We start from the raw sequence: 25,227 nt of genomic DNA, 5'->3' as shown, positions 1-25,227 counted from the left end.
AAAAAAACAAGAGAAATGGTTGTTAATCGTTTGTTTGGCAGTAGGATTGATAATGTCTTTATCCCTAATTGGTCGTCTTTTTCGCTAAAAGTATAAGTACTGGAGGTATTACAAATGCTTGAATACGATGCAACCTTGTATAGCAGGCTGTTAACTGCACTGACATTAGCTTTCCATATTATTTATGCGACCATTGGGGTCGGCGTACCTTTAATGATTGCCCTAGCTCATTGGATTGGAATCAAAAACAATGATCAGCATTATCTACTGCTGGCTCGTCGCTGGATGAGAGGGTTTGTTATTACTGTGGCTGTAGGAGTTGTAACCGGAACAGCTATCGGAATTCAATTAAGTTTACTTTGGCCAAGGTTTATGGAAGTTGCGGGACAGGTGATTGGTTTACCATTATTCCTAGAAACATTTGCGTTCTTTTTTGAAGCAATTTTCCTCGGTATATATATTTATACATGGGACCGGTTTAAAAAGCCAATACATCATTTCTTATTTATCATTCCAGTTGTATTAGGTGCGTCAATGTCGGCCGTATTTATTACAATGGTAAATGCTTTTATGAACACCCCTCAAGGCTTTGATATCCAGAATGGGGTGATCACAGGAATTCAACCGCTTTTAGCAATGTTTAATCCAGCCACACCCACAAAGGTTGCCCATGTATTAACGTCGGCATATATGACATCAGCGTTTGTTCTTGCCACAATTGCAGCTTATCAATTATTTAAAGGTAAGAAACATGTTTATTATAAAAAGGCTCTACATTTAACCTTAGTTGCAGGGTTTATATTTTCGCTCGCTACAATGATTGTGGGAGATCTTTCAGGTAAGTTCTTAGCCGAATACCAGCCAGAAAAACTTGCTGCAGCTGAGTGGCATTTTGAAACAGAAGGCGAAGCGCCTTTAGTGCTATTTGGAGTATTAAATGAAAACAACGAAGTGGAGAAGGGGCTTACGATTCCATATGCGCTAAGTATACTTGCTCATGGCACAACAACGGGTGAAGTTATTGGTCTTAATGAATTTGCCGAAGATGAAATTCCACCGTTGTATATTCACTATTTATTTGACTTAATGGTTTGTATCGGTGTGCTCTTAACAACTATATCAATGCTTTATGTTGTATTGAAACGATTTAGAAAAAGTTGGGCGTATAATCGCTTATTATTATTTTTTACAACGATAAGTGGGCCGTTGGCGTTAATTGCAATTGAATTGGGTTGGATATTTGCTGAAGTAGGAAGACAGCCCTGGGTTTTAAGAGGTTATATGAAAACTGTGGAAGGATCCACAACCTCTCCGCATGTTGACACAATGCTGGTTGTTTTCATCATTCTTTACATCATCTTAGGAGTTGGAAGTGTTGTTGTTCTGCGAAGAATGTTTAAAAACAATCCTGCTGAAAAAGAGTTATTAGAAAAAGGGCTATAGGGGGGGAGGATTAATGGATTTAGAAATAATCGGAATTACAGTACTGGGGATTTTTTTATTCGGATATTTGATCGTTGGATCAATTGATTTTGGTGCAGGATTTTATAGTACGTACAGTGATTGGGCCGGAAAGAAACATATAATCCATCGCGTGATCCAGCGCTATTTATCTCCTGTTTGGGAAGTAACAAACGTGTTCTTGGTATTCTTTTTTGTAGGTATTGTTGGTTTTTTTCCAAAGACAGCTTATTATTATGGCTCTGCCTTACTTATACCAGGAAGTATTTCTATCATTTTACTAGCACTAAGAGGTTCATATTACGCATTTGCAACATATGGTGCAAAGGAAAGTAAACTATATATGTTTTTATATGGAATGACAGGTATTCTAATTCCGGCTTCATTAACGACTGTGCTTTCAATCTCAGAAGGTGGATTTATAAAGGTTGAAGGAAATCAAATTACTTTGCTTACGAAAGACCTGTTAACGAGTCCTTATTCGTGGAGCATTGTGATGGTGGCATTGGTAAGTGTGTTATTTATTTCGGCCAGCTTTTTAACCTATTATGCATATGCAGCAAAAGATTATAAAGCATTAACATTGTTAAGGAAATACGCCCTGCTATGGAGTATACCCTCAATACTAACGGGTTTACTTGCTGTATATACATTAAAGCATCATAATTTGGAGCATTATGAAGGAATGCTGGAATTAAAGGGATTGTTTATAGCATCCTTTATCTCGTTTATAATCGCTGTTTATCAAATTTATAGACAAAAAAATTACGGCATTGCATTTCTCGCTGTTGTCTTTCAATATGCCTTTGCATTCCTAGCTTACGGAATGTCACATTATCCCTATTTATTATATCCGTATTTAACACTTTATGATGGGTTTACGAATGAAACAATGGCAAAAGCATTGATTGCAGCATTTATTGCTGGTTTGTGTTTATTGCTCCCATCTTTGTATTTACTGCTAAGATTATTTTTATTTAACAAAGACTATATTCAAGGACAAAAATAGGAGGTTAAATCATGCAGGATTTTCTTATATTTTACGCACCACCGATTGTTGTTGCGGCATCCATATTGTTTTTGTTTTGGTGGGGTGCTAAAGGCAACTTTCTTAAGGATATAAACTAAATAAAGGGGGACAAAAATCCCCCTATCTTATAGCCAGTCTTTATTCAATTTTATTTCCAGCAAGCTGTGCCTGTGCTTGTTTAACTAAACGTTTCGTAATTTCGCCACCAACAGATCCGTTTGAACGGGACACTGAATCTGCTGAAAGAGTCACCCCAAATTCTTGAGCAATCTCTTCTTTATATTGATCTAACATTTGTTGCACACCAGGTACTAATAATTGGTTTCGGCTTGGCATGTTGACACCTCCTTACCTATTATTTTGTTAAAAAAAGTCGATATTATGATTTGTAAAGGTATCCATAAATGGAGAAAGAATGGTGAAATCAATCATTCTAATGTAATGTTTACAACTTTGGGTAATAAAAATTTGTAAGTATAGTGTATACTTTAAACAATACTTAATAGGGGAGATTAATAAGTGACAACTGCAGATATGGAACAAATTGTTGAAAAGCTAAGAAGTGGCGAACTAAAACACTTTTTAGTAACAAAAGAGGATTTTTCTTTATTCCGAGAAATTTTAGTTAAGCAAAAAGATCGAGAAAACTTTCGTGGTGAGGCAAAAAAAGGGGGAGAAGTGATTTATACATATCATTCTAATGAATAAGTAGAAATCGGTTTATATTCCCCCTTCGATTGCATATATATAACAGACTACATGAGAAAGGAGGGGGGACTTTTGCATTATTTTCCTTACTATCCTATCCCTCAAATGCAGCACGTATATGCTCCTCATTGGATTCCTTACTACAATTACTGGGCTTATGCACCGTATGTAACAAACCTTCAAAGCCATAGTTTAGTACCTGCTTATAGAAAAATAGAGGTCATGAATTCTAGACAGTACCCTGAAGTAGATCCAACTGTTTTTAATGAATCAGCTGTTGCCTTTAAAAAGTTACTCCAAGATGCAAGTACGGTGCTTGACAAATTAGCAAGTTCTAAAGTATTTGCTTCTAAAATAATGAGTGCTGCTCAAGAGTCAAATTTAAATGAAGTCGATAACTTAATTAAATCAACAGGAATTCAGTCAAATTTTAAAACATCCTTTAATCCTGATGGGATTGAGATGTATTTCTGGTCGGAAGTCGAAGAAACAGAATGCTGTAAGTTAGATATGAAACTTCGATGGAATTAGAATTTATTTTAAAGCATCCTCTACATATTGGATGCTTTTTTTATTGAAGTTACAACTTTCTGAAAATTTAAACAAGTAAAGGAGGGGATAAGAGCCGTCATGTAGAATTTCATATTATAAGGGGGAATATGAAATGTTTGATAAAGAACTTATTATTTGGAAAAGTGAGTTAGAAATTCGAAAAGATCAAAATCTTACCAAAATGAAAGAAATTAAACTACAATTAGCTAGTCTTGATATACGTAGGATTATGCTCCTCGAAAGTAAGGACAAGCTAAAATCTAACCTATTTAAAGAGATAGAAGAAATGATTACTCATCTCGAAATTGAACTTAAAGAATTACAACATGAAAATGACGATATTAACAATATCATTTATTCCATTAATGTTGAAACAGGAAATATAATTATGTGTGATTAACGCCTTTTGGCGTTTTTTTTTATGAGGTGAATCCCATCCAAATAACGTCATTGCATCCATTATTTGTAGCAAAGATAACGATTGGAAATTCATTATAGATACAGTAAAGTAAAGATACAAACCCAAAAAGGAGATTACTAGTTTATGAGCGCTTTAAGAATATGGTTCATATATCCAGTTATTATAATGTGCTTATTCTTTTCAACAGCACCAATACATACGATCTCAGCACCTTTATATGATGCAGATACTACAACTCCAAGCACACATAAAGCTTCCTCATTGAAAGATATCGAAAATATTGTTAGTTCTTCAATGAAAAACAGGAAAACAAATATAATGATTAAGTATAAAGGTTCAACTAACAACCTTTTAAATAAAATAAGCAGTTACATAGACCATACTGTAAAAAATGATGAATACTTAAATTACTCATTTCGGGGTTTTAATATGTCATATAAAGCATATGGCTCCAATATAACGATCACTATTGTTTTAAGATATTATGAAACATTGGCTCAAATGATATATGTAGATCAGTATGTTACTACGATAATGAAGGAAATCACGAAACCCACTATGAACGATCATGAAAAGGTAAAAGCCGTTCACGATTTTGTAGTTAAGAATTTATCATATGATACATCATTGATAAACAATTCTCCATATCCAGCTATTATTGAAGGAACAACGGCCTGTAATGGATATGCAATGCTCATCTATAAGATGCTTCAACATGCAGGTATTGATGTACGTCTTATTAGTGGAGTCGCAAGCAGCCGGTCTTTTGCTGTTCAAAATCACGCTTGGAATATGGTTAAATTAGAAGGAAGATGGTACCACTTGGATGCCACGTGGAATGACCCTGTTCCAGATGAAAAGGGCAGAGTTTTATATCATTATTATTTATTATCAGATCAAGAAATATCTAAAGATCATAGTTGGACAACTGGCGGAATAAATGGCGAAGAAATGCCATACCCGATTGCAAAGACAACTTACTTTGAAGAATTACAAACAAAAATTAATACTACAAATGAAGCGGATCGATTTACAGCATTGCTAAATGAACTAGAATTACAATATCTATTACCCGAATTTACTGCGACTACTATACAGGAGCTAATAAATTTAATAGAAAAAGGCTTTAATAATTATAACGAAGAGTTTAGTATTCGCTACGTTGATCTGAAAGGAATCCATATGTCTGATCTGCGTAAAATGATTTATGAAAGTGCAATTAAATTGGGTGTGAATGCATGGAGTTATGGATTTGTTTCGTATACCAAAGGATTAACAGACAATGATAAGCTCATAACAATTTCTAATATAGTATACCAGCAAGTTCCCGAACAGAAACAGGATGATAAAACAAGTATTAATTATCCAACTCCTGGCTACGAATCGATTGGTACTTTTGCAAATGTTGCAAAAGATAAACAATGGACGATTCAATTTGACTCACCTATTGATTTTTCATCCGTTACAACCGAAAATATAATGATTTATAGCTCAGATGGCAATAAATTGTCAACCATTGACTACTCCTTAAAAGACTCTAACTCTTTATCGATTAGTAACAAGGAGGACTATAAAACAGGAGAAACATATTACTTATATGTGAAGAATACTATTAAAGGGACAAATGGTAAGAAAATTAAAGATTCCGTTTCAATAAAATTTACAATACAGAAAAATATTTAATGCTTACAATTGTTAGGTTGTTTGTTTATTGATAAATTTGAACAGTATTGAATTATAACAGGATAAGCGCCTGCCTATGGATGGAGGCGCTTTGAAGTTACTTATTCTTTCCATCAAAGAAACGTCCAAATTGTTCCATTTCTTTATTGGGTTGTCCAGAAAGATGGAAAGGGTTAGCATTCATATGTTGTTGAGGATCTGCATCTATTCTTATCCCTATTTTGTTGGCGCTAGATAACGGATCTGATATAGGTCCCTCATGGGAACCGTCAAAGTGTGGGTGTTTTTTTGAGATGTCTAATCTTCTTACCATATCTGGTCTCCTTAAATTAAAAAATTTAATTATAGCATTTGTTTATGCAAGGTAAATATGTATCATATGAAAATTTTTTTGTTGCAACAAACGCCTATATATGGTAAATATTAGATAGACGGAAATGAAATGAATATATATTATCGTTACTACTAGGGGTGCTGTAAAGGCTGAGAGGGACAATTGAGTTTGTCTTAACCCTTAAACCTGATCTAGGTAATACTAGCGAAGGGAAGTGGTGTGTGTGCGGAAAAATTCAGTGTTTCATTGAATTTTCAAATTTATTCCAAGCTTAAAGCTTGTTATGGGTTATGTATACTTTAAACCACTTCTTTTTAAGAGGTGGTTTTTTTGTGTTAGGGGGAATTTAATTAGACCATAAATAGACGTATTCATTGTTTTATATTGTTAAAGTAATACAAAAAAGGATGGATCAGCATGAAGTTTAGTAATCAATTATTTGAGAAGGTAAAACCAATATGGGATCAAAATCATGCCCACCCATTTGTACAAGAAATTGGAAGTGGTACATTAGCAACTGAAAAGTTTCGCTTTTATATGGTGCAAGATTATCTATATTTAATTGATTTTGCCAAGCTCTTCGCTTTAGCAACAGTAAAAACAAATGATGTTGAATTGATGAGAAAGTTTGCACATCTGCTAGAGTCAACTTTGAACGAGGAAATGTCATTGCATAGACAATATGCTTCTCGTTTCGGTATCACATCTGAAGAGTTAGAAAACGCTGCAGCTTCTCCAACGACATTGGCATACAGCCACTATATGCTCCACATCGCACAAAACGGTTCGTTAGCAGAATTAGTTTCAGCATTATTACCATGTATGTGGAGTTATTGGGAAATTGGAAAAGATCTAAGAACCAAAAATCCAGAGTCCCAAAATCATGAATTTTTTGGTGAATGGATAAAAATGTACAGTTCAGATGAATTTGGGTCGTTAGCATTGTGGTTAATCAATTTATTGGATGAATTAGCTGAAGGAAAGTCAGGAAAAGAGATTGCTAGATTAGAAGAAATTTTTCTAACAACCAGTAAATTTGAATATATGTTTTGGGATACAGCCTACAAACAAGAAACGTGGCCTAGTTATGAATGAGATTGCGCTTGAATTTGATAGGGTTAGTTTTCGTTATGATAATGGTAAAAAAAACATTATAAATTCATTAAATCTAAAAGTAGAAAATGGTGAATTTGTTAGTATTATTGGTCCGAGCGGATCGGGAAAAAGTACAATTTTTCGTCTTATAACTGGATTAGAAACACCGACGTCAGGTTCCATCTTGGTAAATGGTATTCCTATGAATGATCGATTAGGATCAGTAGGCTACATGCCTCAACAGGACTTGTTATTACCATGGCGCACAGTTTTAGAGAATGTGGTATTACCTATTGAATTAAAGAAAAATAAGCGAACTTGGTCAAAAGCTGAAATGGTAGCTTTATTAGATGAATTTGGATTAAAGGGTTATGAAAATCAATATCCTGCAAATTTATCTGGTGGGATGCGTCAACGAGTTTCTTTTTTAAGAACAATCATGACCGGATCAAATATTTTGTTGCTAGATGAACCATTCAGCGCCCTTGACGCTATTACGAGGTTAATGATGCAAGAGTGGTTGATTGAAAAGTGGGATAAGTATAAACAGACGATTTTATTTATTACACATGATGTAGACGAAGCACTACTATTATCAGATCGTATTCTTGTTTTAACAGATCATCCTATTTCGTCGCTTAAAGAAGTATATGTACCTTTAGAACGGCCAAGAAGGATAAGGGATTTTGGGGAACAAAAAATAATCGAAATAAAAGAGCAGCTAATAGAGCAGCTAAGATTCGGAGTGAAGTGATTGGTAAATATAAAATATTACTTTTCCTCAACCGTTATATTCATAATCACAATTATTTCTTGGGAAATTGCGGCGAAAATTGTAGATAAGGCATTTATTTTACCATCACCTTCTGCAGTAATTGTAAGACTGTGGGAGTTGAAGTTCACGTTATTTTTAGTGCACCTTCCGAAAACCTTACTTATTATTTTAGTGGGATTGTCTATATCAATTGTATTCGGGATTGTAGTCGGGATTTGTATGAGTTTAAATAAATCAGTTGAAAGAGCATTGTATCCAATCTTAATTGCTTCACAAACAATACCAATTATAGCTTTAGCGCCAATCTTTGTACTTTGGTTTGGATATTCAATCTGGAGTAAGGTTGTTGTAACAGTATTAATAACATTTTTTCCAATTACTGTAAGTGTTTTTGATGGACTTAAGGCATCTAGCAAGGAGTTTGAAGAGTTATTTCTGACAATGGGAGCAACTAAACAAGAGATTTTTCTAAAACTAAATATTCCAAATGCACTTCCTTACTTTTTCTCGGGACTTAAGGTCGCTGTTACATTAAGTGTTATTGGTGCTGCTATTGGCGAATGGTTAGGTGCTCAAGCAGGGCTAGGGTACTTTAGTCGGCGGATGATGACGCAGTTTGATGGACCAGCAGTATTTGCTCCAATTTTATTATTGTCAGCAGTTGGAATTTTACTGTTTTTATTAGTTACATGGATTGAAAAATATATGGTTAAATGGAGGAAAGAAAGATGAAAAATTGTTTAGCATTTTTTGTAAGTTTATTTTTAGCATTAGCTCTGGGAGGATGTAGCGAAAGTAAAACAAATGAAGAAAGTAACACTGCTCCCGCTCCTACCAGTGAAGAAAAAAAGGATTTGAAAGAAGTAAGTTTGTTGTTAGATTGGTATCCTAACGCGGTACATAGCTATATATACACTGCAATCGAAAAAGGTTATTTTGCAGAAGAAGGTGTGAAGGTTTCAATCCAATTTCCAACCAATCCAACAGATCCACTTAATTTAGCTGCTGCAGGAAAAGTTACTTTAGGCTTATATTATCAACCAGATGTCATTATGGCTCGTGTGAATGAAAATGTACCGGTTAAATCTGTTGCTTCAATTGTTAGAACACCGTTAAATCATATTGTATTTCCTGAGGATAGTGCTATTCAATCTCCGAAGGATCTTGAAGGAAAAAAAGTAGGGTATCCAGGTATCCAATTAAACGAAGCTTTATTGAAAACGATGGTTAAACATGATGGCGGTGATCCAGCGAAGGTTGAAATGGTGGATGTAGGGTTTGAGCTAGGGACCTCAATAGTGGCGGAACAAGTTGATGCAGTAATTGGCGCATTTATAAATCACGAGGTACCAGTATTAAAGCATAAAGGTTTTCCGACTCGGAATTTTAATCCAGTAGAGTATGGTGTACCCGCTTTTAGTGAAATTGTAATAGTAACAAGTGATGAAACATGGAATAAAGATCAGCAAGCAATTAAAGGTTTTTTACGTGGAGCTAAAAAGGGATTTGAATTTATGAAAGACAATCCAGATGAAGCGCTTCAAATTTTATTAGCAAACCAGGATGATGCGAATTTTCCTTTAGTACCAGAAGTTGAAAAGGAAAGCCTTGATATATTATTGCCAATGATGGAAACTTCGACCGAAGCATTTGGCAGTCAGAATAAAGAAAATTGGGAAGAAGTTGCAAAGTGGTTAGAAACTGCGGGTTTACTAAAAGCAGATTATAATGTGAATGAGATGTTTATTCAGGAATAATGTTTCTTAGGCTGATTGGTTTCTTAAACTAATCAGCCTTTTTTTATGTGCACTTCTAGATGAAGCTAAAGTTAATCAATAATTTTATACATATTAATGTATAGTAGGTTATATATATATAGAATACTCGAAAATTTAACTTTACCATTGACATCCAAGAGGAAATGCACTATCTAATATATATTAAAAGGGGTGAAAGGCTTGGAGTTTAATTTAAAAGGTAAGGACGGTGCTTTTCCTTGTGAGGTAACATTAGATGAGGACAATGGACGTTACATGTTACGGAAAGCTGATACCAGTGGAGAATATTTCAATGAACCACAACAATTAGTTCAGTGGATTGAGGAAAATTGGACTGTGAATGACTTCAAAGATCCTGAAGAGTTCAATAAAATGATACGAGAAATCAGAAAATACCTTTAATAACGATATTTTTAAATGAATATTAAAGATCGAGAAACCACATGACTTTTCATTTTTGAATTTCGTGTGGTTTTAAGTGCTCGTGAATTTCAATATACACTTATTATTAATAAAAGCTAGTTCCTATTAAAGGTAGTTTTAGCTTTGATTACATAGTTTTTTTTAGTGGAAGTAAGGAACATTAATTCTGATGGCATCATTTAAGGAGGAATGATTTCTTGTGCAATTGGCAACACATGAGCTTTATGAACTTCATGAGCTAACAATGAGCTGTGTTAATTCAATTACGAACATGGCCAGTTTTATTAAACAAGCAGAGGACCAACAATTAAAATCGATATTACAAAAACATTTTCCTTTGCATGTTCAAGATTATAATATGAAGGTTCAATTTATGAATATGGCAAATGGTCCTACGCAAACATTGCATGTACCTGAGCTTAACAAGATGTTACAATCCTATACACACTCTCCAATTTCCAAATACCCATCTGTACAGCCTAGGACGGATGTAAAAGTTTTTAATGATCGAGAAATTGCCACTGCTTATTTACTAACATTAAAGCGAGCTGGCAGGGAATATGCATGGTCTGCAATGGAAGTGGCTAATCCGGATTTAAGATCTTTCTTAGAAAATGCATTCCTTATGTGTTCACATCATGCATTTGAGGTGTGGCAATGGATGGTAAAGATGGGGTATTATCCATTAGAATCTGCTCCACAACCTGCGCTTAATAACTTTAGTCAAATGTACCAAGAAGTTCCGCAAAAACCGCCCCAGTTGGATCCAAATATGCAATAAGAATTTACAAAGATGGTTTCCATAATAAGAGTGGAAACCATCCTTTTCGAGAAAGCTGTTTACAACGGTCCATCTAGTTATGTTATACATAAAATGTTTGGAAGAAAGTAATACTAAAACGAACATTGATGTGGAGGTTATTATATGGAGTGGGATTTTATATGGAAAGCAATCTTACTAGTCTTTACAGGAACTATATTACTCCGTATAGCAGGTCGAAAATCAATTAGCCAAATGACAGTTGCTCAAACAGTTATCATGATTTCAATTGGTTCCATCATTATTCGACCTATTGCAGAAGATAGTGTACTAAAGACAATATTGGTGTCTGCTATTTTTATAGGGTTTTTAATTTTGATGGAATACTTACAATTAAAGTTCAATATTCTTGAAAAGATGTTAACCGGTGAAGCGAAGGTAGTCATACAAGATGGTATAATTATGGTTAATAATCTAAAAAAACTCCGATTTACAGTGGATCAATTAGAAATGCGGCTAAGACAAAATGGTATTCAAAGAATATCGGATGTTCAAACCGCTACATTAGAGCCTAATGGTCAGTTAGGTTATGTATTAAAAAGGCATGCACAGCCCGTAACTGTTGGTGATTTAGAGAAAATGCTAAGCCATGTGATTATCAAAGAGGATTTATTAAAAAAACAAGAACCGTTTACACTTTTTGAAGAGGTTATCAATAAAGGACATAACGTTCCGACTATGGATAAGCTGCACTAATTATAAAAGTCCCCCTATATATAGGGGGACTTTAATTATCAAAGGTGATTTACACCTTCTAAATTACATCCAAGCAGCGCCAACGATGATTAATAAGATGAAAAGAACTACGATTAACGCAAATCCACGTCCATAACCATAGCCTCCACCGTAACCATAACCGCCATAACCACAAGCTCCATATCCGTACATACAAGTCAACTCCCTTTCAATTTTTTCAGTAATAAGGATTAATTTTATTTTCAGTCTGCGAGACTGTTTTAAGCATTTTAATTAATATACATATCCACCTGCTCCAACGATAATGAGCAAGATAAATAATACAACGATTAATGCAAAACCGCCGCCGTATCCGAATCCAGTTCCTGCACTCATTCTCTTCACCTCCTTACACTGTTCACTATTAGAGTATGGAGGAAGGGCTGTCTCGGTATAGACATATGTCCCGGTTTTATAATTTTGGGCAAAAGAAGTTGAATAGCATGAATTATTACGGGAAATCTAAAAAGGAAAAATGGAAAGGGGTTTTTATGTGTTTATTCATCAAAAGGAATTATTATTTCCGGTAAATGTAAAAAGTCCGAATCCTACTTATGCAGCAGCTGTGTTAGAGCAGTTTGGTGGAGCAAACGGTGAACTAAAGGCATGTCTTCAATATTTTGCACAAAGCTTTAGTGCGGCCGATCCAGCTATAAGGGATTTGTTATTGGATATTGCTACTGAAGAAATTTCTCATCTTGAAATGGTTGGTACATGTATTACACAGTTAATGGGTGGTCCGGATAAAGATCCTAGTACATATGGCGGTCAAGATGTAGAAATGGCTACAGAAGGTTTGATTATGTCCAATGCAAAACAAATGATTAATGACCAAATTAATTCTAATTCCACTGTGCAAAAAAGTGTCTATTTGACAGGACATGGTCTGGATTATGTTGATTCATCTGGTTCCCCTTTTACTGGGAATTTTATTAATAATGTTGGGGATATGCTAGCAAATCTTCAATCTGACTTAGCTGCTGAACTTCGGGCTCGTAAGGTTTACGAAGAACTCCATCGCCATGTACAAGATCCAGGTGCAAGGGAGATGTTTGACTTTTTAATTCAAAGAGAAGAAGCACATGCTATGTTTTTTGAGGAGGCAATAGAACGAATTAAAGCAACACAGCCTGAGAGATCCTTTGGTGATAAGCAATTTTCACGTCTATATCCAGACTTGTCCCAAGGAGGAACAGGTAAAGAAACATTTAGTTTAATGAATTCCGGTTTAATCACCGGTCCTTTCACTGGTGATCCAGATCAAGATACATTTGGAGGAGAAAATCCACCATTATCACATTAAATACTTAATAAATTCCCTCTTGACAAAAAGGTCAAGGGGTTTTTTTAGGTATATACCTAATTTATATAATATAGGGTATAGCCTATTACGGCACATAGTCATTTACATACAGTATAAGAGAAGGTAAGAGGAGGTGCAGCTGATGGGAGCAACAGCAGGATATAAAGGTGATGGGTTTACGTTAATAGTAGTTCTATTTATCTTATTGATCATTATAGGAGCTTCTGGTTATACGTGGTAATAAAACCTTTTGGCCTTTAGTTAACTTAAAATAAGGGGTGATATATATGGGATACGGATATGGCTTTGGAGGGCATTATGGATATGGTTATAAAGGTGGATTTGCGCTCATTGTTGTATTATTTATCCTTTTAATAATAGTAGGAGCTGCATGGTGCTAAACTGATTGTTAAAATAAAAGAGCCCGTTCATTGAACGGGCTAAAAAGGAGATAAAAGGATATGATCATTAATCATTAGTATCCGTACCCGTAGAAACTACCTACGATAACTAACAAAATAAACAGTACTACAATTAAAGCAAAACCACCGCCGTAGCCTGCGTAACCACCCATTAATATCCACCTCCTTTTGTCTTATACTTTAAGGTATGTAGTAGTACTTAAAATTGAATGGTTACACGTCCTTCTATAATAAAAAAGGGCTTTAAAGAAAACATGTATTTATACATAGTAGTTACATTAAACCATTTGTTTTAGAGAAATTGGGTTAAAAAAAAGGATATTCCATGAGTAAGGAATATCCTTTTTAATCTTTAACTAAATTCAGGTCCCTTTTCTGTTTGGCCACTTCTCACAAGATACGAATGGGTGAAATGCTCGACTATCGCGATTACTATACCGATTGTTAGTGCCCCGCCAAACGTAATAGCTGCGGTTTCATAAAAGTTAGTTAAGAAGTAAACGATCAGTGTAGCTGCGATGAAATCCATTATTGTACTAAGCCAGATTCGCTCGCGTGTTAACAACATATACTCCATCAATGTGCCAACTGCAGCAATAACTGCACCTATCACAATAGGTTGGTAAAAATAGCTATAATTAATATTCGCAAGTAGCCAAGAGCACAAGCCAATGATTATTGGACAAAGAATTAATTTCATTAAAAAGCTTTTCATTTTAAAACCACCTTTCATAAATATCTTTCCTTATTTACAGTATTTTAACCAGTAATAATGTCATTTTTTTATTCCACTTTTTGTTATGTTGCTTTTAATTTATTAAGGAGAAAATAAATGAGGTAATTAAATATCTTTGTAAGGAAGGAAAAAATATGGATAAAACTAAAAAGTGGGATATTGTATCATTAGCTTCCATTCCTTTAGTAATGACACTTGGAAATTCAATGCTTATACCAGTTTTACCAACAATGGAGAAAAAACTAGAAATAAGTAATTTCCAATCAAGCATGATCATTACGGTTTATTCTATTGTTGCCATTATATTGATTCCGATTGCTGGTTTTCTTTCAGACAGAATTGGAAGGAAAATGGTGATATTGCCTAGCTTGGTTATTTCGGCTATCGGTGGCTTAATTGCGGGTTGGGCGGCCTGGAAAATAGAAGATCCATATTGGATAATCATTTTGGCTAGAATACTTCAAGGTGTAGGTGCAGCGGGTGCATTTCCTATTGTTTTACCATTAGTTGGCGATATTTTTAAAAAGGAAAGCGATGTTAGTGCGGGACTGGGTATTATTGAAACATCCAATACTTTTGGGAAGGTATTAAGTCCAATACTAGGGGCTTTTTTAGCTAGTTTTATATGGTTTTTACCTTTTTTATCAATTCCAGTTTTTTGTATTATTTCTATTATTATGGTTGCTTTTCTCGTCGAATCTCCTGTTAATATGAAAAAACCGAAAGGATTTCGTGCGTTCCTAGAGGATATAAAACTAAACTTTAAAAATAATGGCCGATGGTTGAATGCAATCTTTGCAATAGGTGGCATCTTAATGTTTATTTTGTTTGGTGTGTTATTTTATTTATCGTCAATGCTTGAGGAGCAACACAATGTTGATGGGGTGCGAAAAGGGATTATTTTAGCTATACCACTAGCTGCATTGTGTTTTGCATCATACATTACCGGAAAAGGAATTAAACAGGATAAGACGAAAATGAAGTGGGTCACTTTTCTGGGATTATTAGTACTTAGTATTACAGCAATAGGGACTAGTTTCTCAGAAGATATATACGTATTGTTAACCTCTATGTTTGTAAGTGGCATGGCAATTGGAGTTACACTTCCTTGTTTAGACGCACTTATTACAGAGGGGATAGGAAAAGAAGAGCGTGGGACGATTACTTCAATATATAGCAGTATGAGGTTTTTGGGCGTTGCAATTGGTCCGCCGTTGTTTTCCTTCTTAATGAAAACATCGCATCAAATAATGTTTTATGTGATAACAGGTGCTGCAGTTTTTGCGCTACTTTTAACATTTGTAGCGATAAAGCCTGATTCAAGCGAAAAAAGATTAAATAAGGAAGCCTTGCAATAAATGAATGCACTATTATTACTAATTAAATTAGGCTCCCACTTTAAAAGTGAGAGCCTAATTTAATTCAAGTTAATCTTTACCTTTACTTACATCTAGAGTTGGATGCATAAAAGGCACACCTTTTGGAGACATTCCTTCTACGAGTTCTCGATTCTCCGTTGTATTCCATCCAATGTCGTTTGTTGGATGAACCCATTCATCGCCTGCCATTATAGCAGGGTCGATTTCATCACTCCAATTATTTAACGGGGAGTTTGGTGAATCATAAAAGCTATCCCCAATTACCACACCGTGTTCATTCACAAATGGAGGTTCTACCTCAATATTACTTCCCTTGAAGGAAGGAGAGGAAATTTGATGTGGCAGCGTTTCATCAACCATCGGTGACTCCATTTTACTTTGATTATTATTTTTATCTGTCACTTTCATCACCTCAAAATTAGTATGGCTTGTGTTTGTTTTCATATGTAAGGAAACAGTTTAAAGTTTTATTTTTATATCTTGCCTTATTCATAAGATTTTTGACTATAATGCAGTCTGTAAGATCTACAGACTGCATTAAGTGAATTTGTGAGGTTTCCTGACCGAAATAAACAGCAACCCCAATAAATATAACGGGAACCAAGCTACAACAAGTAGAAACCACATCCAAATTGGCATGTGTTCGTACTTAGGTACAAAAAAGAAAAATAAACTAATCAGTAACCCAATTAAAACATACAATCCAAATGCCATATGGCATCCACTCCAATAAGGTTCATTATTGCTCTAAACAATTCTCTTCTATATTGAAAATTGTGAGCTTTTTTAGGCATAAGGAACTTCTTAGTTGCAATTTTACAAGATATTCTATGCTAGTGCTTTAGAATAGGTACTTAAAGCAAAGCTATTTTTATTAAATCAATTTTAAGAAAATGGGAACCCTATAATTGATCAATCATTTTGTCACTTTAATGTATATTGAAGACAAGTTGATCAGGAAAGAGTATTTAGAAACTGAGGAGGAAAAAATATGCCCTCACAACAATTTCCGTTTGCCCATCTAGATGAACAACAATTAAATGTCTTGCGTGAAACCGAGCGTAAACTTGCTGAAACAATGGGTGAAGATGTAATTTTAATTGCATATGAAAGGGAAAATTCAGGTCATAATAATATACCAACTGGTTAGGAGGATATATATGAAACGAAAAGTTGCACGTCATGCAGCACTAACAAACAATCAAACTCCAACTGAAAGCCTTCCAAAGGTAGAGTTTGATAAAGAATTTACTGACTTACAGGCTTTCAAAACAGCCGAAAATGCACGAATTTCCAATAGAATTGAAGATGAAGGGAAACGTTAATAAAGAAAGGGGGACTATTAATGGGAAAAAAACATCATCGTCATGACAATCCAGAGGTAAAAAGCCAACAAACGCCCAGAAGCTTAGGGAATAATAAAGAAGAGTTTGGTTTAGAATTCAGTGATATAAATGCAAGTAAACAATTTGAAATAGCAGCAGCCCAAAAATATGCCCAAGCAGAGAAGCAAAAAGCAGAAGGTGCTCGTAAAAATTCAAGTAATTAGGAGAATTTTTCTATGAAAGATTTAAGTATGGAGTATCAAAAGAGTGAACAAAATCAAGAATACGATTTACGACCACAACTCAAACCATCTGCAGCATTCAATCGTGAAGAAAAAAGTAAGTTTGTTTCTGAACAAATAGTGAAAAATTACGGGGTTTAATAAAATGCAAGTGAAATGATCATTACCATGAACAAATGTTCCATTGAGTGAAAATCTCCCCAACAATTTGCTGGGGAGATTTATAATTGTAAATTATTATGGATAATCTTTATTCATTTATCATCCTTGTTGCAACAGTATATAAACTTGATTCTCTTGTTGTTGGATTATAAAAAACAAGCATTAAAGTTTGTTCTTTGGTTAAGACTCCGGTTTTAATATAATGTTCGATGTCAAAAGGTATTTCTTCAATAATGGTGTGCTTATGAAGATCTTTCTCAGCTAAAGAAAGTTGCTTAAATTCTTCACCTAAAAGGGCAGGGGTCTCAGAAAATATCTTTAGATATTTTGATCGACTGTTTTTGTCCATCTTATCAACCCACCATGGTTTACGTGGCTTGAAGTTTTTTTCTATTAAATAATCATACTTCATAAAACCTTCTATTATTTCGATATTGGCAGATCCTTGATCAACCAGAAACATAAAAAGACGTTGAAATAAGTCTTCTAACTGATGACCGATCCGACTCCAGCCCTGCATGTCCCAATATGAGCCAAAGCTTTGAAAAAAATCAAAAGGGGAGTCGAAAGTATTTTTTACGAGATATAATAAGGTTAAATCCATGCGATGATCATTCCAATATTTTTCAAGTACATCTTCAACTTGTTTAATACGAATGATATCATTAAATGAAAGTACATTATTTCCTAATATTTCATATGGAGAATTATCTTGGTAAATATAACCATACTCTTTGGCGTTCAATCTTAGACCTGTACCTCGCAGCATTTTTAAGAAACCAAGCTGTAACTCTTCAGGTTCAAATTCAAATACATCATTAAATGTTTTCTTAAATGAACGATAATCTTCTTCCGGTAGCCCCGCTATTAAATCAAGATGCTGAGCAATTTTATTTCCTTCCTTTACCATTCTTACCGTCCGCGAAAGTTTTTCGAAGTTTTGTTTTCGTTTTACGAGTTCATTTGTGAAATCGTTTGTTGATTGAACACCAATCTCGAAACGAAATAAACCTGCAGGCGCATTTTGGTTCAAAAACTCAAGGACTTCCGGACGCATGATATCTGCTGTAATTTCAAATTGGAAGACTGTACCAGGATAATGATGATCGATAATAAATTGGAACATTTCCATTGCATAGCTTCTACTAATGTTAAAGGTACGGTCAACAAATTTGATCGTTTTAGCTCCGTTTTCCATCAAGTATAAAATATCTTCTTTAATATTTTCACGATTGAAGTATCGTACGCCCACTTCGATCGAAGATAAACAAAATTGGCATGAAAACGGGCAGCCGCGACTCGTCTCGATATAAACTACTCTTTTGGAGAGGTTTGGTTTATCCTCAGGAAATCGATATGGGGATGGAATTGTTTGTAAATCTAATTTTGGGTTTTGTGGATTTACTTTTATTTGGCCATCTGCTCTAAAAGCTATTCCGCTTACTTTTTCAAATTGTTGATTAGTTGAAATTTCATTTAATAATTCTTTAAATGTATATTCACCCTCACCAATAACGATAAAATCTACTTCAGGAAGACGTTCCATCCATTCCGAAGTATCATAGGTTACTTCAGGACCACCAAGAACAATGCGTAATTCTGGTTTTACTTTCTTTAATATTTTAATAACATTAATCGTTTCCTCTATATTCCATATATAGCAACTAAAACCAACTACGTCGGGTTTTTTTGAAAATAGATCAGAAACAATATTCATTTCAGGATCGTTAATGGTATATTCAGCTAAATCAATCTGGAATTCAGGTTCAGCATACGCTTTTAAATATCGTATGGATAAGCTTGTATGAATAAACTTCGCATTTAATGTGGCGGCAACGATTTTCATATGTTAAAACTCCTTTTAATCATGAGGGTACAAGTTATTCTAAAATCAATTTATTATTTTATCACAGTTTTTCCATAATTAATAAAAAAGATAATTAAATGCAAAAAGTATTCTATAAATATTACCTTCGTTTCCAGAGTATATGTAGAAAGTGAAAAGTTTTATTTTCTATTATCCTGCAAACATGGATAGTATAATTACATTATCTGCCGAAAGGAGTTGCGACTTAAATGAGAGTATCATTATTTGTGACATGTTTAGTAGATTTATTTCAAGGAGATGTAGGAAAAGACACGGTAGAGCTATTAGAAAGATTAGGCTGTGAAGTGGAATTTCCAGAGAAACAAACTTGTTGTGGACAACCCGCTTTCAATAGTGGTTATGTAACTGAAGCGAAGCAGTCTATGAAAAATATGATAGAAGCTTTTGAAACATCTGCAGAATATATTGTGACACCATCAGGTTCTTGTGGAGCAATGTTTAAGGAGTATCCGCATATTTTTAAAGGTGACCCGGTATGGGAACCCAAAGCTATTGAACTAGCAAATAAAACCTATGAGCTAACTGAATTTATTGTAGAGGTTTTAAAAGTAGAAAATGTTGGGGCTAAGCTGAATGGACGTGCTACCTTCCATACCTCATGTCATATGACCCGCTTGTTAGGTGTAAAAGAATCGCCTATCACTCTATTAAAAAATGTAGAAGGCTTAGAATATATCCCGCTTCCACATCATTCAGATTGCTGCGGATTCGGAGGAACTTTTTCAGTGAAAATGGCGCAAATCTCTGAACAAATGGTCGATGAAAAGATCTTGCATGTTGAAGAAACGGATGTGAATTACTTAATTGGGGCAGATCCAGGTTGTTTAATGAATATAGGCGGACGCAGTAGCCGTCAAAGTAAACCATTCAAGATTATGCACATTGCGTCAGTTTTGAATAAGAGATAAAGAAAAGGGGGCTCTAAGATGGGTATTAAAATTGGTTCACAATCCTTTACTGCACGTGTACAGGAAGGCATAAATGATTCATTCATGCGTGGAGCAGTTTCTGCCGCACAGGGGCGTTTTCGCACAAGAAAATTACTTGCATCAGAAGAGTTAGGCAACTGGGAAGAGTGGAGAAAGCTCGGGGAAGAAATTCGTCAACATACATTAGAGAATTTAGACTTTTATCTTGATCAGTTATCTGAGAATGTATCTGAAAGAGGCGGACACGTTTTTTTTGCACAAACAGCGGAAGAAGCGAATGAGTATATTAAAGGTGTTATAAAGAGCAAAGATGCCAAAAAAATTGTAAAGTCTAAATCGATGGTAACGGAAGAAATTAGTTTGAACCAGGCATTATTAGAAGTCGGTTGTGATGTTGTGGAGTCTGATCTAGGTGAATGGATTTTACAAGTAGATGATTGGGATCCACCTTCACATATTGTTACACCGGCGCTCCATAAAAATAAAGAGCAGATTCGGAATGTTTTTCAAAAGAAATTTGGATATGATAAATCTGAGAAACCAGAAGAACTTGCTTTATTTGCCAGAGAGACTCTTCGTAAAGAATTTTTAACTGCAGATGTTGGGATAACAGGTTGTAACTTTGCTATTGCTGAGTCAGGTACTATAACGCTTGTTACAAACGAAGGAAATGCCCGTATGGTTACAACGATTCCGAAGACTCAAATTACAGTAATGGGCATGGAGCGTATTGTTCCATCATGGGAAGAAATGGAGGTACTTGTAAGTCTATTAACACGTGCAGCTGTTGGACAGAAATTAACAAGTTATATTACGGCTTTAACGGGGCCTAGACAAGAAAACGAGGTAGACGGGCCTGAAGAATTTCATCTAGTTATTATAGACAATGGACGTTCTAAAATCCTCGGAACAGAATTTCAATCGATATTGCATTGTATTCGATGTGCGGCATGTATTAATGTTTGCCCAGTCTATCGCCACGTTGGTGGCCATTCGTATGGTTCGATATATCCTGGTCCAGTTGGAGCAGTCTTAACACCACTCCTGGAGGGATATGACGAATTTAAGGAACTGCCATATGCGTCCACTTTATGTGCTGCCTGTACAGAAGCCTGTCCAGTTCGCATTCCATTACATGAATTATTAATTAAGCATAGACAAAACATCGTTGAAAAAGATGGAAAGGCACCTGTTTTTGAAAATATCTCTATGAAAGCCTTTCGAATGGGAACAGCCTCACCAACCATGTATAATATTGGTTCAAAGCTTGCTCCTAAAGTACTTAATGCTTTTGTTAAAGATGATAAAATCTCTAGCGGTCCCGGTCCACTTAAACTGTGGACGAATATACGTGACTTACCAGCCCCTAATCAAGAAAGATTCAGAGATTGGATGAAGAAACGGGAAAAGGGCGTGAATGAATAATGAATAATGGAATGATTAAAAATCGTGAGCCATTTTTAAATAATGTATCAAAAGCTTTAAATCGTGAGAGGCGAACCAATGTAGTAAAACCTAGATGGAAACATGCACCGCAATATCAAATTTTCAAGGATGCAACACAAGATGAACTTAGTGAAATACTAAAAAGTCAATGTAAAAATATTCATACAACTGTACATGAAACAATGGTTGAAAATCTGTCGATAGTCATTTCTGATGTTATTTCCAACTATGAGGGAAAATCAATTTGCACATGGAAAGACCCCCGTTTTGAAGAGTATGGACTTGAAGATTATTTTAAAACTGAATTACCTAGCAAAGGAAAAAAAATACATATATGGGACCACACAGCTGGTAATAAAAATATGGAATTCTCAAAGTCCGCAGATGTAGGTATTACCTTTAGTGATATTACATTGGCTGAATCAGGGACTGTTGTTCTTTTTAGCTCTGCAGAAAAGGGTCGATCAGTTAGTTTACTACCTGCTACGTACATAGCCATTATTCCTAAGAGTACGATTGTCCCTAGGATGACACAAGTTGCAAGAGAGGTCCATAAACAAATTCAACAAGGGAAACAGGTTGCTTCATGTGTGAATTTTATATCAGGTCCTAGTAATAGTGCAGATATTGAGATGGAACTAATTGTTGGAGTTCATGGTCCAATTAAAGCGACATATATCATCGTCTTAGATAAGTGATGATATGTAAAAAGGATGCTCCTAATGGTGCATCCTTTTATGACTGAAACTATTACCAGAATAATAAACCAGCTAGTACAACACCTGTTAAGGCACCTAGTGCAACAGCATATGCACCACCGTATCCGTAACGCGGTCCCCCAAAACCATATCCATACCCACCTAAATTACGACGTATAGGTTCAATATATACATGTGATCGAGTAACCCTAACGATTTTACCGAAATGTACTCTACCGCTTCGTTCATGCAGTCTTACAGTTCTTCCGTTATATTTACAACATAAGTCATATATCGGGGCAGACAATTTAATCCCTCCTAATTTAAAAAGTATCGTTCACGATTATTGTATTAATACTTTTTAGATAAGTATGGACATCTATCATCTAGTCAGAATAAACAATTATTTGCCTATTAAAGCTAGGTAGATAATGAAAACATTGTCAATAAATTGTCAAATCTATTTTGCCCTTATTAATTTTCTAGATGTTAAAATCTAATTGGGAATGTTTTTATTTGTTAAATTGGTACGGGGGGTAATTAAAGTGGAAGAATGGTCAGTCGTATTAAATATTTCATTCATTATCATTGGTTTTATGTTTATATTTTTCTGTGTAACAGATATAAATTCATCATCACATAATTAAACTACAAACAAAGGCTCCTGACTTAGTGCGGGAGTCTTTGTTTGTAATGTAGTACTACTAGGATTGATAAAAACAGTACAAACATTAGAAGATTGTTTAGTCATACCTATCTGTGTGATTTATATCACCTTATGGATGAGCTTTTTTGTTTATAATATCAATTAATTCTTACTAAAGTAAAAATAAATGGAGGGAACAACATGTCTTTTGAATGTGCAAGTAAGATGTCACAACAAAACATGGCAATAAAATATTCTCCTGCAATCCAAAGGTTATTAAAAGAACATGGTCCGTTAAGAGATCAAATGGCAAGTTATCATAAGTTAGCTGTTGAAATAAAAAATTCAAATGATGAAAATACTGATGAACGTTTAAAGGAATTACATGCAGAACTGGTCACGTTTATTGAGGAGCTTGATCCGCATTCACAGAGAGAAGAAGATTACTTGTTTACAGCTATGGAGAAATATATTGGGCGTACTTCAGGTCCATTAGTTGTGATGGAGTACGAGCATGAGCAAGCAAAAAAGAATCTTCCAATGTTTATTGAAAAATATGAAAGCAGCAATTTTCCTATTAACACTGAATTAGCAAGTGTATTAACTCAGTATGCGATAGAATCGTACCATATTTTAATTAATCATTTTATGAAAGAAGAAAATGTATTATTTCCAATGGCTGAAACTTTTCTAAGTGATGAGGAAAAAGAGGAATTAGCAAAGAAATTTGATTCTGTAATATAATACTTGCTTACCTTTGGACTATTTAAATGTTAAATTTATAAAACACATTAGATGAATGATTAACCATCTAATGTGTTTTTTTAATAGAATAATATCAAAGATGCTTAACGCATAATTAAGGTCCTTTTTTTATATCGATCCGTATGTGAATTTTAAAGCGAGAGCTATCCCAAGTATTTCTAACTAGAAAGTTGTATTTTTTCCTTGTATCTGAAGTGTATTCATGTACAATAAATTCATTATAGGTTAAAGCTATTTAAATTTTACATTTAAATAAAAACTGTTAATTTGTTTAATAAAGGAAGGTTTATCACCATGAAAGAAACTTTGATGCATCTTAAGCCACAAATAATGGAGATTTTTGAGCATCTTCACACACATCCTGAAGTGAGCTTAAAAGAATTTGAAACAACAAAATATGTGACTTCAATATTAATGAAAAATAATATAGATGTTAAAACATTCGATGATTTCCCTGGGGTAGTCGGTGAAATTGGAGAAGGCCCTTTCTGTGTAGGAGTTAGAGCGGATATTGATGCGCTATGGCAACAAGTTAATGGGGTTTTTTGTGCAAACCATTCATGTGGCCATGATGCACATATGACCATTGCTTTAGGAACGATGCTCCTGCTTAAGGAATTAAAATTTAGTCCAACTGGTAGAATCAAATATCTTTTTCAACCCGCCGAGGAAAAGTCAGTCGGTGCGCTAACATTCATTGAAAAAAATTTAATTGATGATATCGATTTCTTATATGGTGTCCACCTTAGACCGGCAGAAGAGGTAATTGATGGTCAAGCATCTCCTGCAATTTTACATGGTGCAGGCCAATTTATGTATGGTGAAATAATTGGAGAGGATTCACATGCTGCACGACCGCATTTAGGTCAAAATGCAATTGAAATTGGTGCAGCGTTAGTACAAGAGCTAAATAATATTCACTTAAACCCTATGGTCCCACATTCGGTAAAAATGACGCAGTTTTCCGCAGGAGGAGAAAGTCAAAATATTATTCCAGGGTATGCTCAATTTAAAATTGATTTAAGAGCTCAAACAAACGAGATCATGTATGAGCTAAGAAATCGAGTGGATCATATCGTTGAATCGCTCAGCAATCTTTATAATGTAGAGATAAAGCTAGTTACAAAAGGAGAATTTTTTGCTCCAATCGTTGATCCAGAGGCGATGAAGATTATGCAACAGTCAATTTGTGAGGTTTTAGGTGAAGAAAACCTAGTGCCACCTATTATTACTCCAGGTGGAGAGGACTTTCATTTTTATACATTGAAACGTCCACAACTCAAAGCAACCATGCTTGGACTTGGTTGTGATCTGAAACCAGGTCTGCATCATCCAAACATGACATTTAATGTTGAGGCAATACTATCTGGAATTGAAATATTAGCCAAAGCTGTTATCTATACATTTGCTCACCAGAATAATCTTAAAATTAATAACAAATAAAAAAATCTAAAAAAACAATTGACTTACT

Annotated in this window: 36 protein-coding genes and 1 riboswitch; of the genes, 27 read left to right on the top strand and 9 right to left on the bottom strand. The window is 34.7% G+C overall.

Annotated features, from left to right (window positions below; translation table 11 throughout):
- Positions 1 to 114 precede the first annotated feature (114 nt).
- From C1724_RS13005 to cydS, 3 genes are read left to right on the top strand one after another with little or no spacing between them, the layout of a single operon-like run.
- Complete coding sequence (locus C1724_RS13005; RefSeq protein WP_102347196.1) at positions 115 to 1,443, top strand: cytochrome ubiquinol oxidase subunit I; 1,329 nt, start codon at positions 115 to 117, stop codon at positions 1,441 to 1,443.
- A 13-nt stretch (positions 1,444 to 1,456) separates the two neighbouring features.
- Positions 1,457 to 2,470 (top strand): cytochrome d ubiquinol oxidase subunit II, encoded by a 1,014-nt coding sequence (locus C1724_RS13000; protein ID WP_102347195.1) that lies wholly within the window; start codon positions 1,457 to 1,459, stop codon positions 2,468 to 2,470.
- Between the two features lie 11 nt (positions 2,471 to 2,481).
- A complete protein-coding gene (gene cydS, locus C1724_RS26405) occupies positions 2,482 to 2,589 on the top strand; it encodes a cytochrome bd oxidase small subunit CydS (protein ID WP_374703451.1) in 108 nt (35 codons plus the stop codon).
- A gap of 40 nt (positions 2,590 to 2,629) precedes the next feature.
- Here cydS and C1724_RS12995 read toward each other — a convergent pair whose 3' ends face one another.
- Entirely contained in the window at positions 2,630 to 2,827 is a 198-nt protein-coding gene (locus C1724_RS12995) for an alpha/beta-type small acid-soluble spore protein (protein WP_102347194.1), read from the bottom strand.
- Positions 2,828 to 3,010: 183 nt separating this feature from the next.
- On the opposite strand from C1724_RS12995, the gene C1724_RS12990 reads away from it, so the two are divergent.
- The 4 genes from C1724_RS12990 to C1724_RS12975 all read left to right on the top strand — a co-directional run bounded on the left by C1724_RS12990 (position 3,011) and on the right by C1724_RS12975 (position 5,855).
- Positions 3,011 to 3,199 (top strand): hypothetical protein, encoded by a 189-nt coding sequence (locus C1724_RS12990; protein ID WP_102347193.1) that lies wholly within the window; start codon positions 3,011 to 3,013, stop codon positions 3,197 to 3,199.
- A gap of 72 nt (positions 3,200 to 3,271) precedes the next feature.
- The gene (locus tag C1724_RS12985; protein WP_102347192.1) at positions 3,272 to 3,730 is read left to right on the top strand and encodes a hypothetical protein; all 459 of its coding nucleotides are present in this window, start codon (positions 3,272 to 3,274) and stop codon (positions 3,728 to 3,730) included.
- Positions 3,731 to 3,863: 133 nt separating this feature from the next.
- Entirely contained in the window at positions 3,864 to 4,151 is a 288-nt protein-coding gene (locus C1724_RS12980; RefSeq protein WP_102347191.1) for a hypothetical protein, read from the top strand.
- A 144-nt stretch (positions 4,152 to 4,295) separates the two neighbouring features.
- Positions 4,296 to 5,855 (top strand): transglutaminase domain-containing protein, encoded by a 1,560-nt coding sequence (locus C1724_RS12975; RefSeq protein WP_102347190.1) that lies wholly within the window; start codon positions 4,296 to 4,298, stop codon positions 5,853 to 5,855.
- Between the two features lie 97 nt (positions 5,856 to 5,952).
- On the opposite strand, the gene C1724_RS12970 is transcribed toward C1724_RS12975, so the two are convergent.
- Positions 5,953 to 6,168, bottom strand: a complete 216-nt coding sequence (locus C1724_RS12970) for a hypothetical protein (RefSeq protein ID WP_102347189.1) — start codon at positions 6,166 to 6,168, stop codon at positions 5,953 to 5,955.
- Between the two features lie 144 nt (positions 6,169 to 6,312).
- Positions 6,313 to 6,419, top strand: a riboswitch (TPP riboswitch).
- A 187-nt stretch (positions 6,420 to 6,606) separates the two neighbouring features.
- On the opposite strand from C1724_RS12970, the gene tenA reads away from it, so the two are divergent.
- From tenA to C1724_RS12935, 7 genes are all read left to right on the top strand, one after another.
- A complete protein-coding gene (tenA, locus tag C1724_RS12965) occupies positions 6,607 to 7,284 on the top strand; it encodes a thiaminase II (protein ID WP_102347188.1) in 678 nt (225 codons plus the stop codon).
- Positions 7,277 to 8,038, top strand: coding sequence for an ABC transporter ATP-binding protein (locus tag C1724_RS12960; RefSeq protein WP_102347187.1), 762 nt, complete (start codon positions 7,277 to 7,279; stop codon positions 8,036 to 8,038). The genes tenA and C1724_RS12960 overlap by 8 nt, the downstream gene beginning before the upstream one ends.
- A 9-nt stretch (positions 8,039 to 8,047) precedes the next feature.
- Positions 8,048 to 8,791, top strand: a complete 744-nt coding sequence (locus C1724_RS12955; protein ID WP_102347924.1) for an ABC transporter permease — start codon at positions 8,048 to 8,050, stop codon at positions 8,789 to 8,791.
- Entirely contained in the window at positions 8,788 to 9,816 is a 1,029-nt protein-coding gene (locus C1724_RS12950; protein WP_308410500.1) for an ABC transporter substrate-binding protein, read from the top strand. The genes C1724_RS12955 and C1724_RS12950 overlap by 4 nt, the downstream gene beginning before the upstream one ends.
- Positions 9,817 to 10,017: 201 nt before the next feature.
- Positions 10,018 to 10,239: a hypothetical protein gene (locus tag C1724_RS12945; RefSeq protein ID WP_102347185.1), complete on the top strand. Its 222-nt coding sequence runs from the start codon at positions 10,018 to 10,020 to the stop codon at positions 10,237 to 10,239.
- Between the two features lie 220 nt (positions 10,240 to 10,459).
- Complete coding sequence (locus C1724_RS12940; RefSeq protein ID WP_102347184.1) at positions 10,460 to 11,041, top strand: spore coat protein; 582 nt, start codon at positions 10,460 to 10,462, stop codon at positions 11,039 to 11,041.
- Positions 11,042 to 11,185: 144 nt separating this feature from the next.
- On the top strand, positions 11,186 to 11,776 hold the full coding sequence (locus tag C1724_RS12935; protein WP_102347183.1) for a DUF421 domain-containing protein: 591 nt from the start codon (positions 11,186 to 11,188) through the stop codon (positions 11,774 to 11,776).
- Positions 11,777 to 11,839: 63 nt separating this feature from the next.
- Here the strand turns inward: C1724_RS12935 and C1724_RS12930 are convergent, their stop codons facing one another.
- Complete coding sequence (locus tag C1724_RS12930) at positions 11,840 to 11,968, bottom strand: YjcZ family sporulation protein (protein ID WP_102347182.1); 129 nt, start codon at positions 11,966 to 11,968, stop codon at positions 11,840 to 11,842.
- Positions 11,969 to 12,049: 81 nt separating this feature from the next.
- The gene (locus C1724_RS12925; protein ID WP_102347181.1) at positions 12,050 to 12,151 is read right to left on the bottom strand and encodes a YjcZ family sporulation protein; all 102 of its coding nucleotides are present in this window, start codon (positions 12,149 to 12,151) and stop codon (positions 12,050 to 12,052) included.
- 157 nt (positions 12,152 to 12,308) lie between these two features.
- Here C1724_RS12925 and C1724_RS12920 point away from each other — a divergent pair, with 157 nt between their 5' ends.
- From C1724_RS12920 to C1724_RS12910, 3 genes are all read left to right on the top strand, one after another.
- Positions 12,309 to 13,118, top strand: coding sequence for a manganese catalase family protein (locus C1724_RS12920; RefSeq protein ID WP_180994261.1), 810 nt, complete (start codon positions 12,309 to 12,311; stop codon positions 13,116 to 13,118).
- Positions 13,119 to 13,260: 142 nt separating this feature from the next.
- Positions 13,261 to 13,359, top strand: a complete 99-nt coding sequence (locus C1724_RS12915) for a YjcZ family sporulation protein (protein WP_102347179.1) — start codon at positions 13,261 to 13,263, stop codon at positions 13,357 to 13,359.
- A gap of 46 nt (positions 13,360 to 13,405) precedes the next feature.
- Positions 13,406 to 13,519, top strand: coding sequence for a YjcZ family sporulation protein (locus C1724_RS12910; RefSeq protein ID WP_102347178.1), 114 nt, complete (start codon positions 13,406 to 13,408; stop codon positions 13,517 to 13,519).
- 74 nt (positions 13,520 to 13,593) lie between these two features.
- On the opposite strand, the gene C1724_RS12905 is transcribed toward C1724_RS12910, so the two are convergent.
- Both C1724_RS12905 and C1724_RS12900 read right to left on the bottom strand, forming a co-directional pair.
- Positions 13,594 to 13,692: a YjcZ family sporulation protein gene (locus tag C1724_RS12905; protein ID WP_102347177.1), complete on the bottom strand. Its 99-nt coding sequence runs from the start codon at positions 13,690 to 13,692 to the stop codon at positions 13,594 to 13,596.
- 200 nt (positions 13,693 to 13,892) lie between these two features.
- Positions 13,893 to 14,255 (bottom strand): DUF2512 family protein, encoded by a 363-nt coding sequence (locus C1724_RS12900; RefSeq protein WP_180994260.1) that lies wholly within the window; start codon positions 14,253 to 14,255, stop codon positions 13,893 to 13,895.
- A 155-nt stretch (positions 14,256 to 14,410) separates the two neighbouring features.
- Between C1724_RS12900 and C1724_RS12895 the strand changes: the two genes are divergently transcribed.
- Positions 14,411 to 15,634 carry an MFS transporter gene (locus C1724_RS12895; RefSeq protein WP_102347175.1) on the top strand — a complete coding sequence of 408 codons (1,224 nt, stop codon included), beginning with the start codon at positions 14,411 to 14,413 and terminating at the stop codon, positions 15,632 to 15,634.
- Between the two features lie 69 nt (positions 15,635 to 15,703).
- Here C1724_RS12895 and C1724_RS12890 read toward each other — a convergent pair whose 3' ends face one another.
- On the bottom strand, positions 15,704 to 16,063 hold the full coding sequence (locus tag C1724_RS12890) for a DUF3905 domain-containing protein (protein WP_102347174.1): 360 nt from the start codon (positions 16,061 to 16,063) through the stop codon (positions 15,704 to 15,706).
- Positions 16,064 to 16,646: 583 nt separating this feature from the next.
- On the opposite strand from C1724_RS12890, the gene C1724_RS25625 reads away from it, so the two are divergent.
- The 4 genes from C1724_RS25625 to C1724_RS25615 are packed head-to-tail and all read left to right on the top strand — an operon-like array spanning position 16,647 to position 17,363.
- Positions 16,647 to 16,805 (top strand): hypothetical protein, encoded by a 159-nt coding sequence (locus tag C1724_RS25625; protein WP_180994259.1) that lies wholly within the window; start codon positions 16,647 to 16,649, stop codon positions 16,803 to 16,805.
- 10 nt (positions 16,806 to 16,815) lie between these two features.
- Entirely contained in the window at positions 16,816 to 16,980 is a 165-nt protein-coding gene (locus C1724_RS25620; protein WP_180994258.1) for a hypothetical protein, read from the top strand.
- A gap of 20 nt (positions 16,981 to 17,000) precedes the next feature.
- Entirely contained in the window at positions 17,001 to 17,204 is a 204-nt protein-coding gene (locus C1724_RS12885) for a hypothetical protein (RefSeq protein ID WP_102347173.1), read from the top strand.
- Positions 17,205 to 17,216: 12 nt separating this feature from the next.
- A complete protein-coding gene (locus C1724_RS25615) occupies positions 17,217 to 17,363 on the top strand; it encodes a hypothetical protein (protein ID WP_180994257.1) in 147 nt (48 codons plus the stop codon).
- Between the two features lie 109 nt (positions 17,364 to 17,472).
- Here C1724_RS25615 and C1724_RS12880 read toward each other — a convergent pair whose 3' ends face one another.
- Positions 17,473 to 19,230, bottom strand: coding sequence for a B12-binding domain-containing radical SAM protein (locus C1724_RS12880; RefSeq protein WP_102347172.1), 1,758 nt, complete (start codon positions 19,228 to 19,230; stop codon positions 17,473 to 17,475).
- Positions 19,231 to 19,460: 230 nt separating this feature from the next.
- Here C1724_RS12880 and C1724_RS12875 point away from each other — a divergent pair, with 230 nt between their 5' ends.
- Genes C1724_RS12875 through C1724_RS12865 form a run of 3 tightly spaced genes read left to right on the top strand, consistent with a single transcriptional unit; the run spans position 19,461 to position 22,345 of the window.
- Positions 19,461 to 20,180, top strand: coding sequence for a (Fe-S)-binding protein (locus tag C1724_RS12875; protein WP_102347171.1), 720 nt, complete (start codon positions 19,461 to 19,463; stop codon positions 20,178 to 20,180).
- Positions 20,181 to 20,198: 18 nt separating this feature from the next.
- Entirely contained in the window at positions 20,199 to 21,626 is a 1,428-nt protein-coding gene (locus C1724_RS12870; protein ID WP_102347170.1) for a LutB/LldF family L-lactate oxidation iron-sulfur protein, read from the top strand.
- Entirely contained in the window at positions 21,626 to 22,345 is a 720-nt protein-coding gene (locus C1724_RS12865) for a LutC/YkgG family protein (RefSeq protein ID WP_102347169.1), read from the top strand. Before C1724_RS12870 ends, C1724_RS12865 begins: the two co-directional genes overlap by 1 nt.
- 52 nt (positions 22,346 to 22,397) lie before the next feature.
- Here the strand turns inward: C1724_RS12865 and C1724_RS12860 are convergent, their stop codons facing one another.
- Positions 22,398 to 22,652 carry a hypothetical protein gene (locus C1724_RS12860; RefSeq protein WP_102347168.1) on the bottom strand — a complete coding sequence of 85 codons (255 nt, stop codon included), beginning with the start codon at positions 22,650 to 22,652 and terminating at the stop codon, positions 22,398 to 22,400.
- Between the two features lie 540 nt (positions 22,653 to 23,192).
- Here C1724_RS12860 and C1724_RS12855 point away from each other — a divergent pair.
- Both C1724_RS12855 and C1724_RS12850 read left to right on the top strand, forming a co-directional pair.
- Positions 23,193 to 23,735, top strand: coding sequence for a hemerythrin domain-containing protein (locus C1724_RS12855; RefSeq protein ID WP_258000384.1), 543 nt, complete (start codon positions 23,193 to 23,195; stop codon positions 23,733 to 23,735).
- Positions 23,736 to 24,050: 315 nt separating this feature from the next.
- Complete coding sequence (locus tag C1724_RS12850) at positions 24,051 to 25,199, top strand: M20 peptidase aminoacylase family protein (RefSeq protein WP_102347167.1); 1,149 nt, start codon at positions 24,051 to 24,053, stop codon at positions 25,197 to 25,199.
- Positions 25,200 to 25,227 lie beyond the last annotated feature (28 nt).

This window comes from Bacillus sp. Marseille-P3661 (genome assembly GCF_900240995.1).
Lineage (GTDB): Bacteria > Bacillota > Bacilli > Bacillales > Bacillaceae_J > OESV01.
The sequence above is the reverse complement of the archived record's forward strand: the minus strand, read 5'-3'. Positions and strand labels throughout refer to the sequence as shown.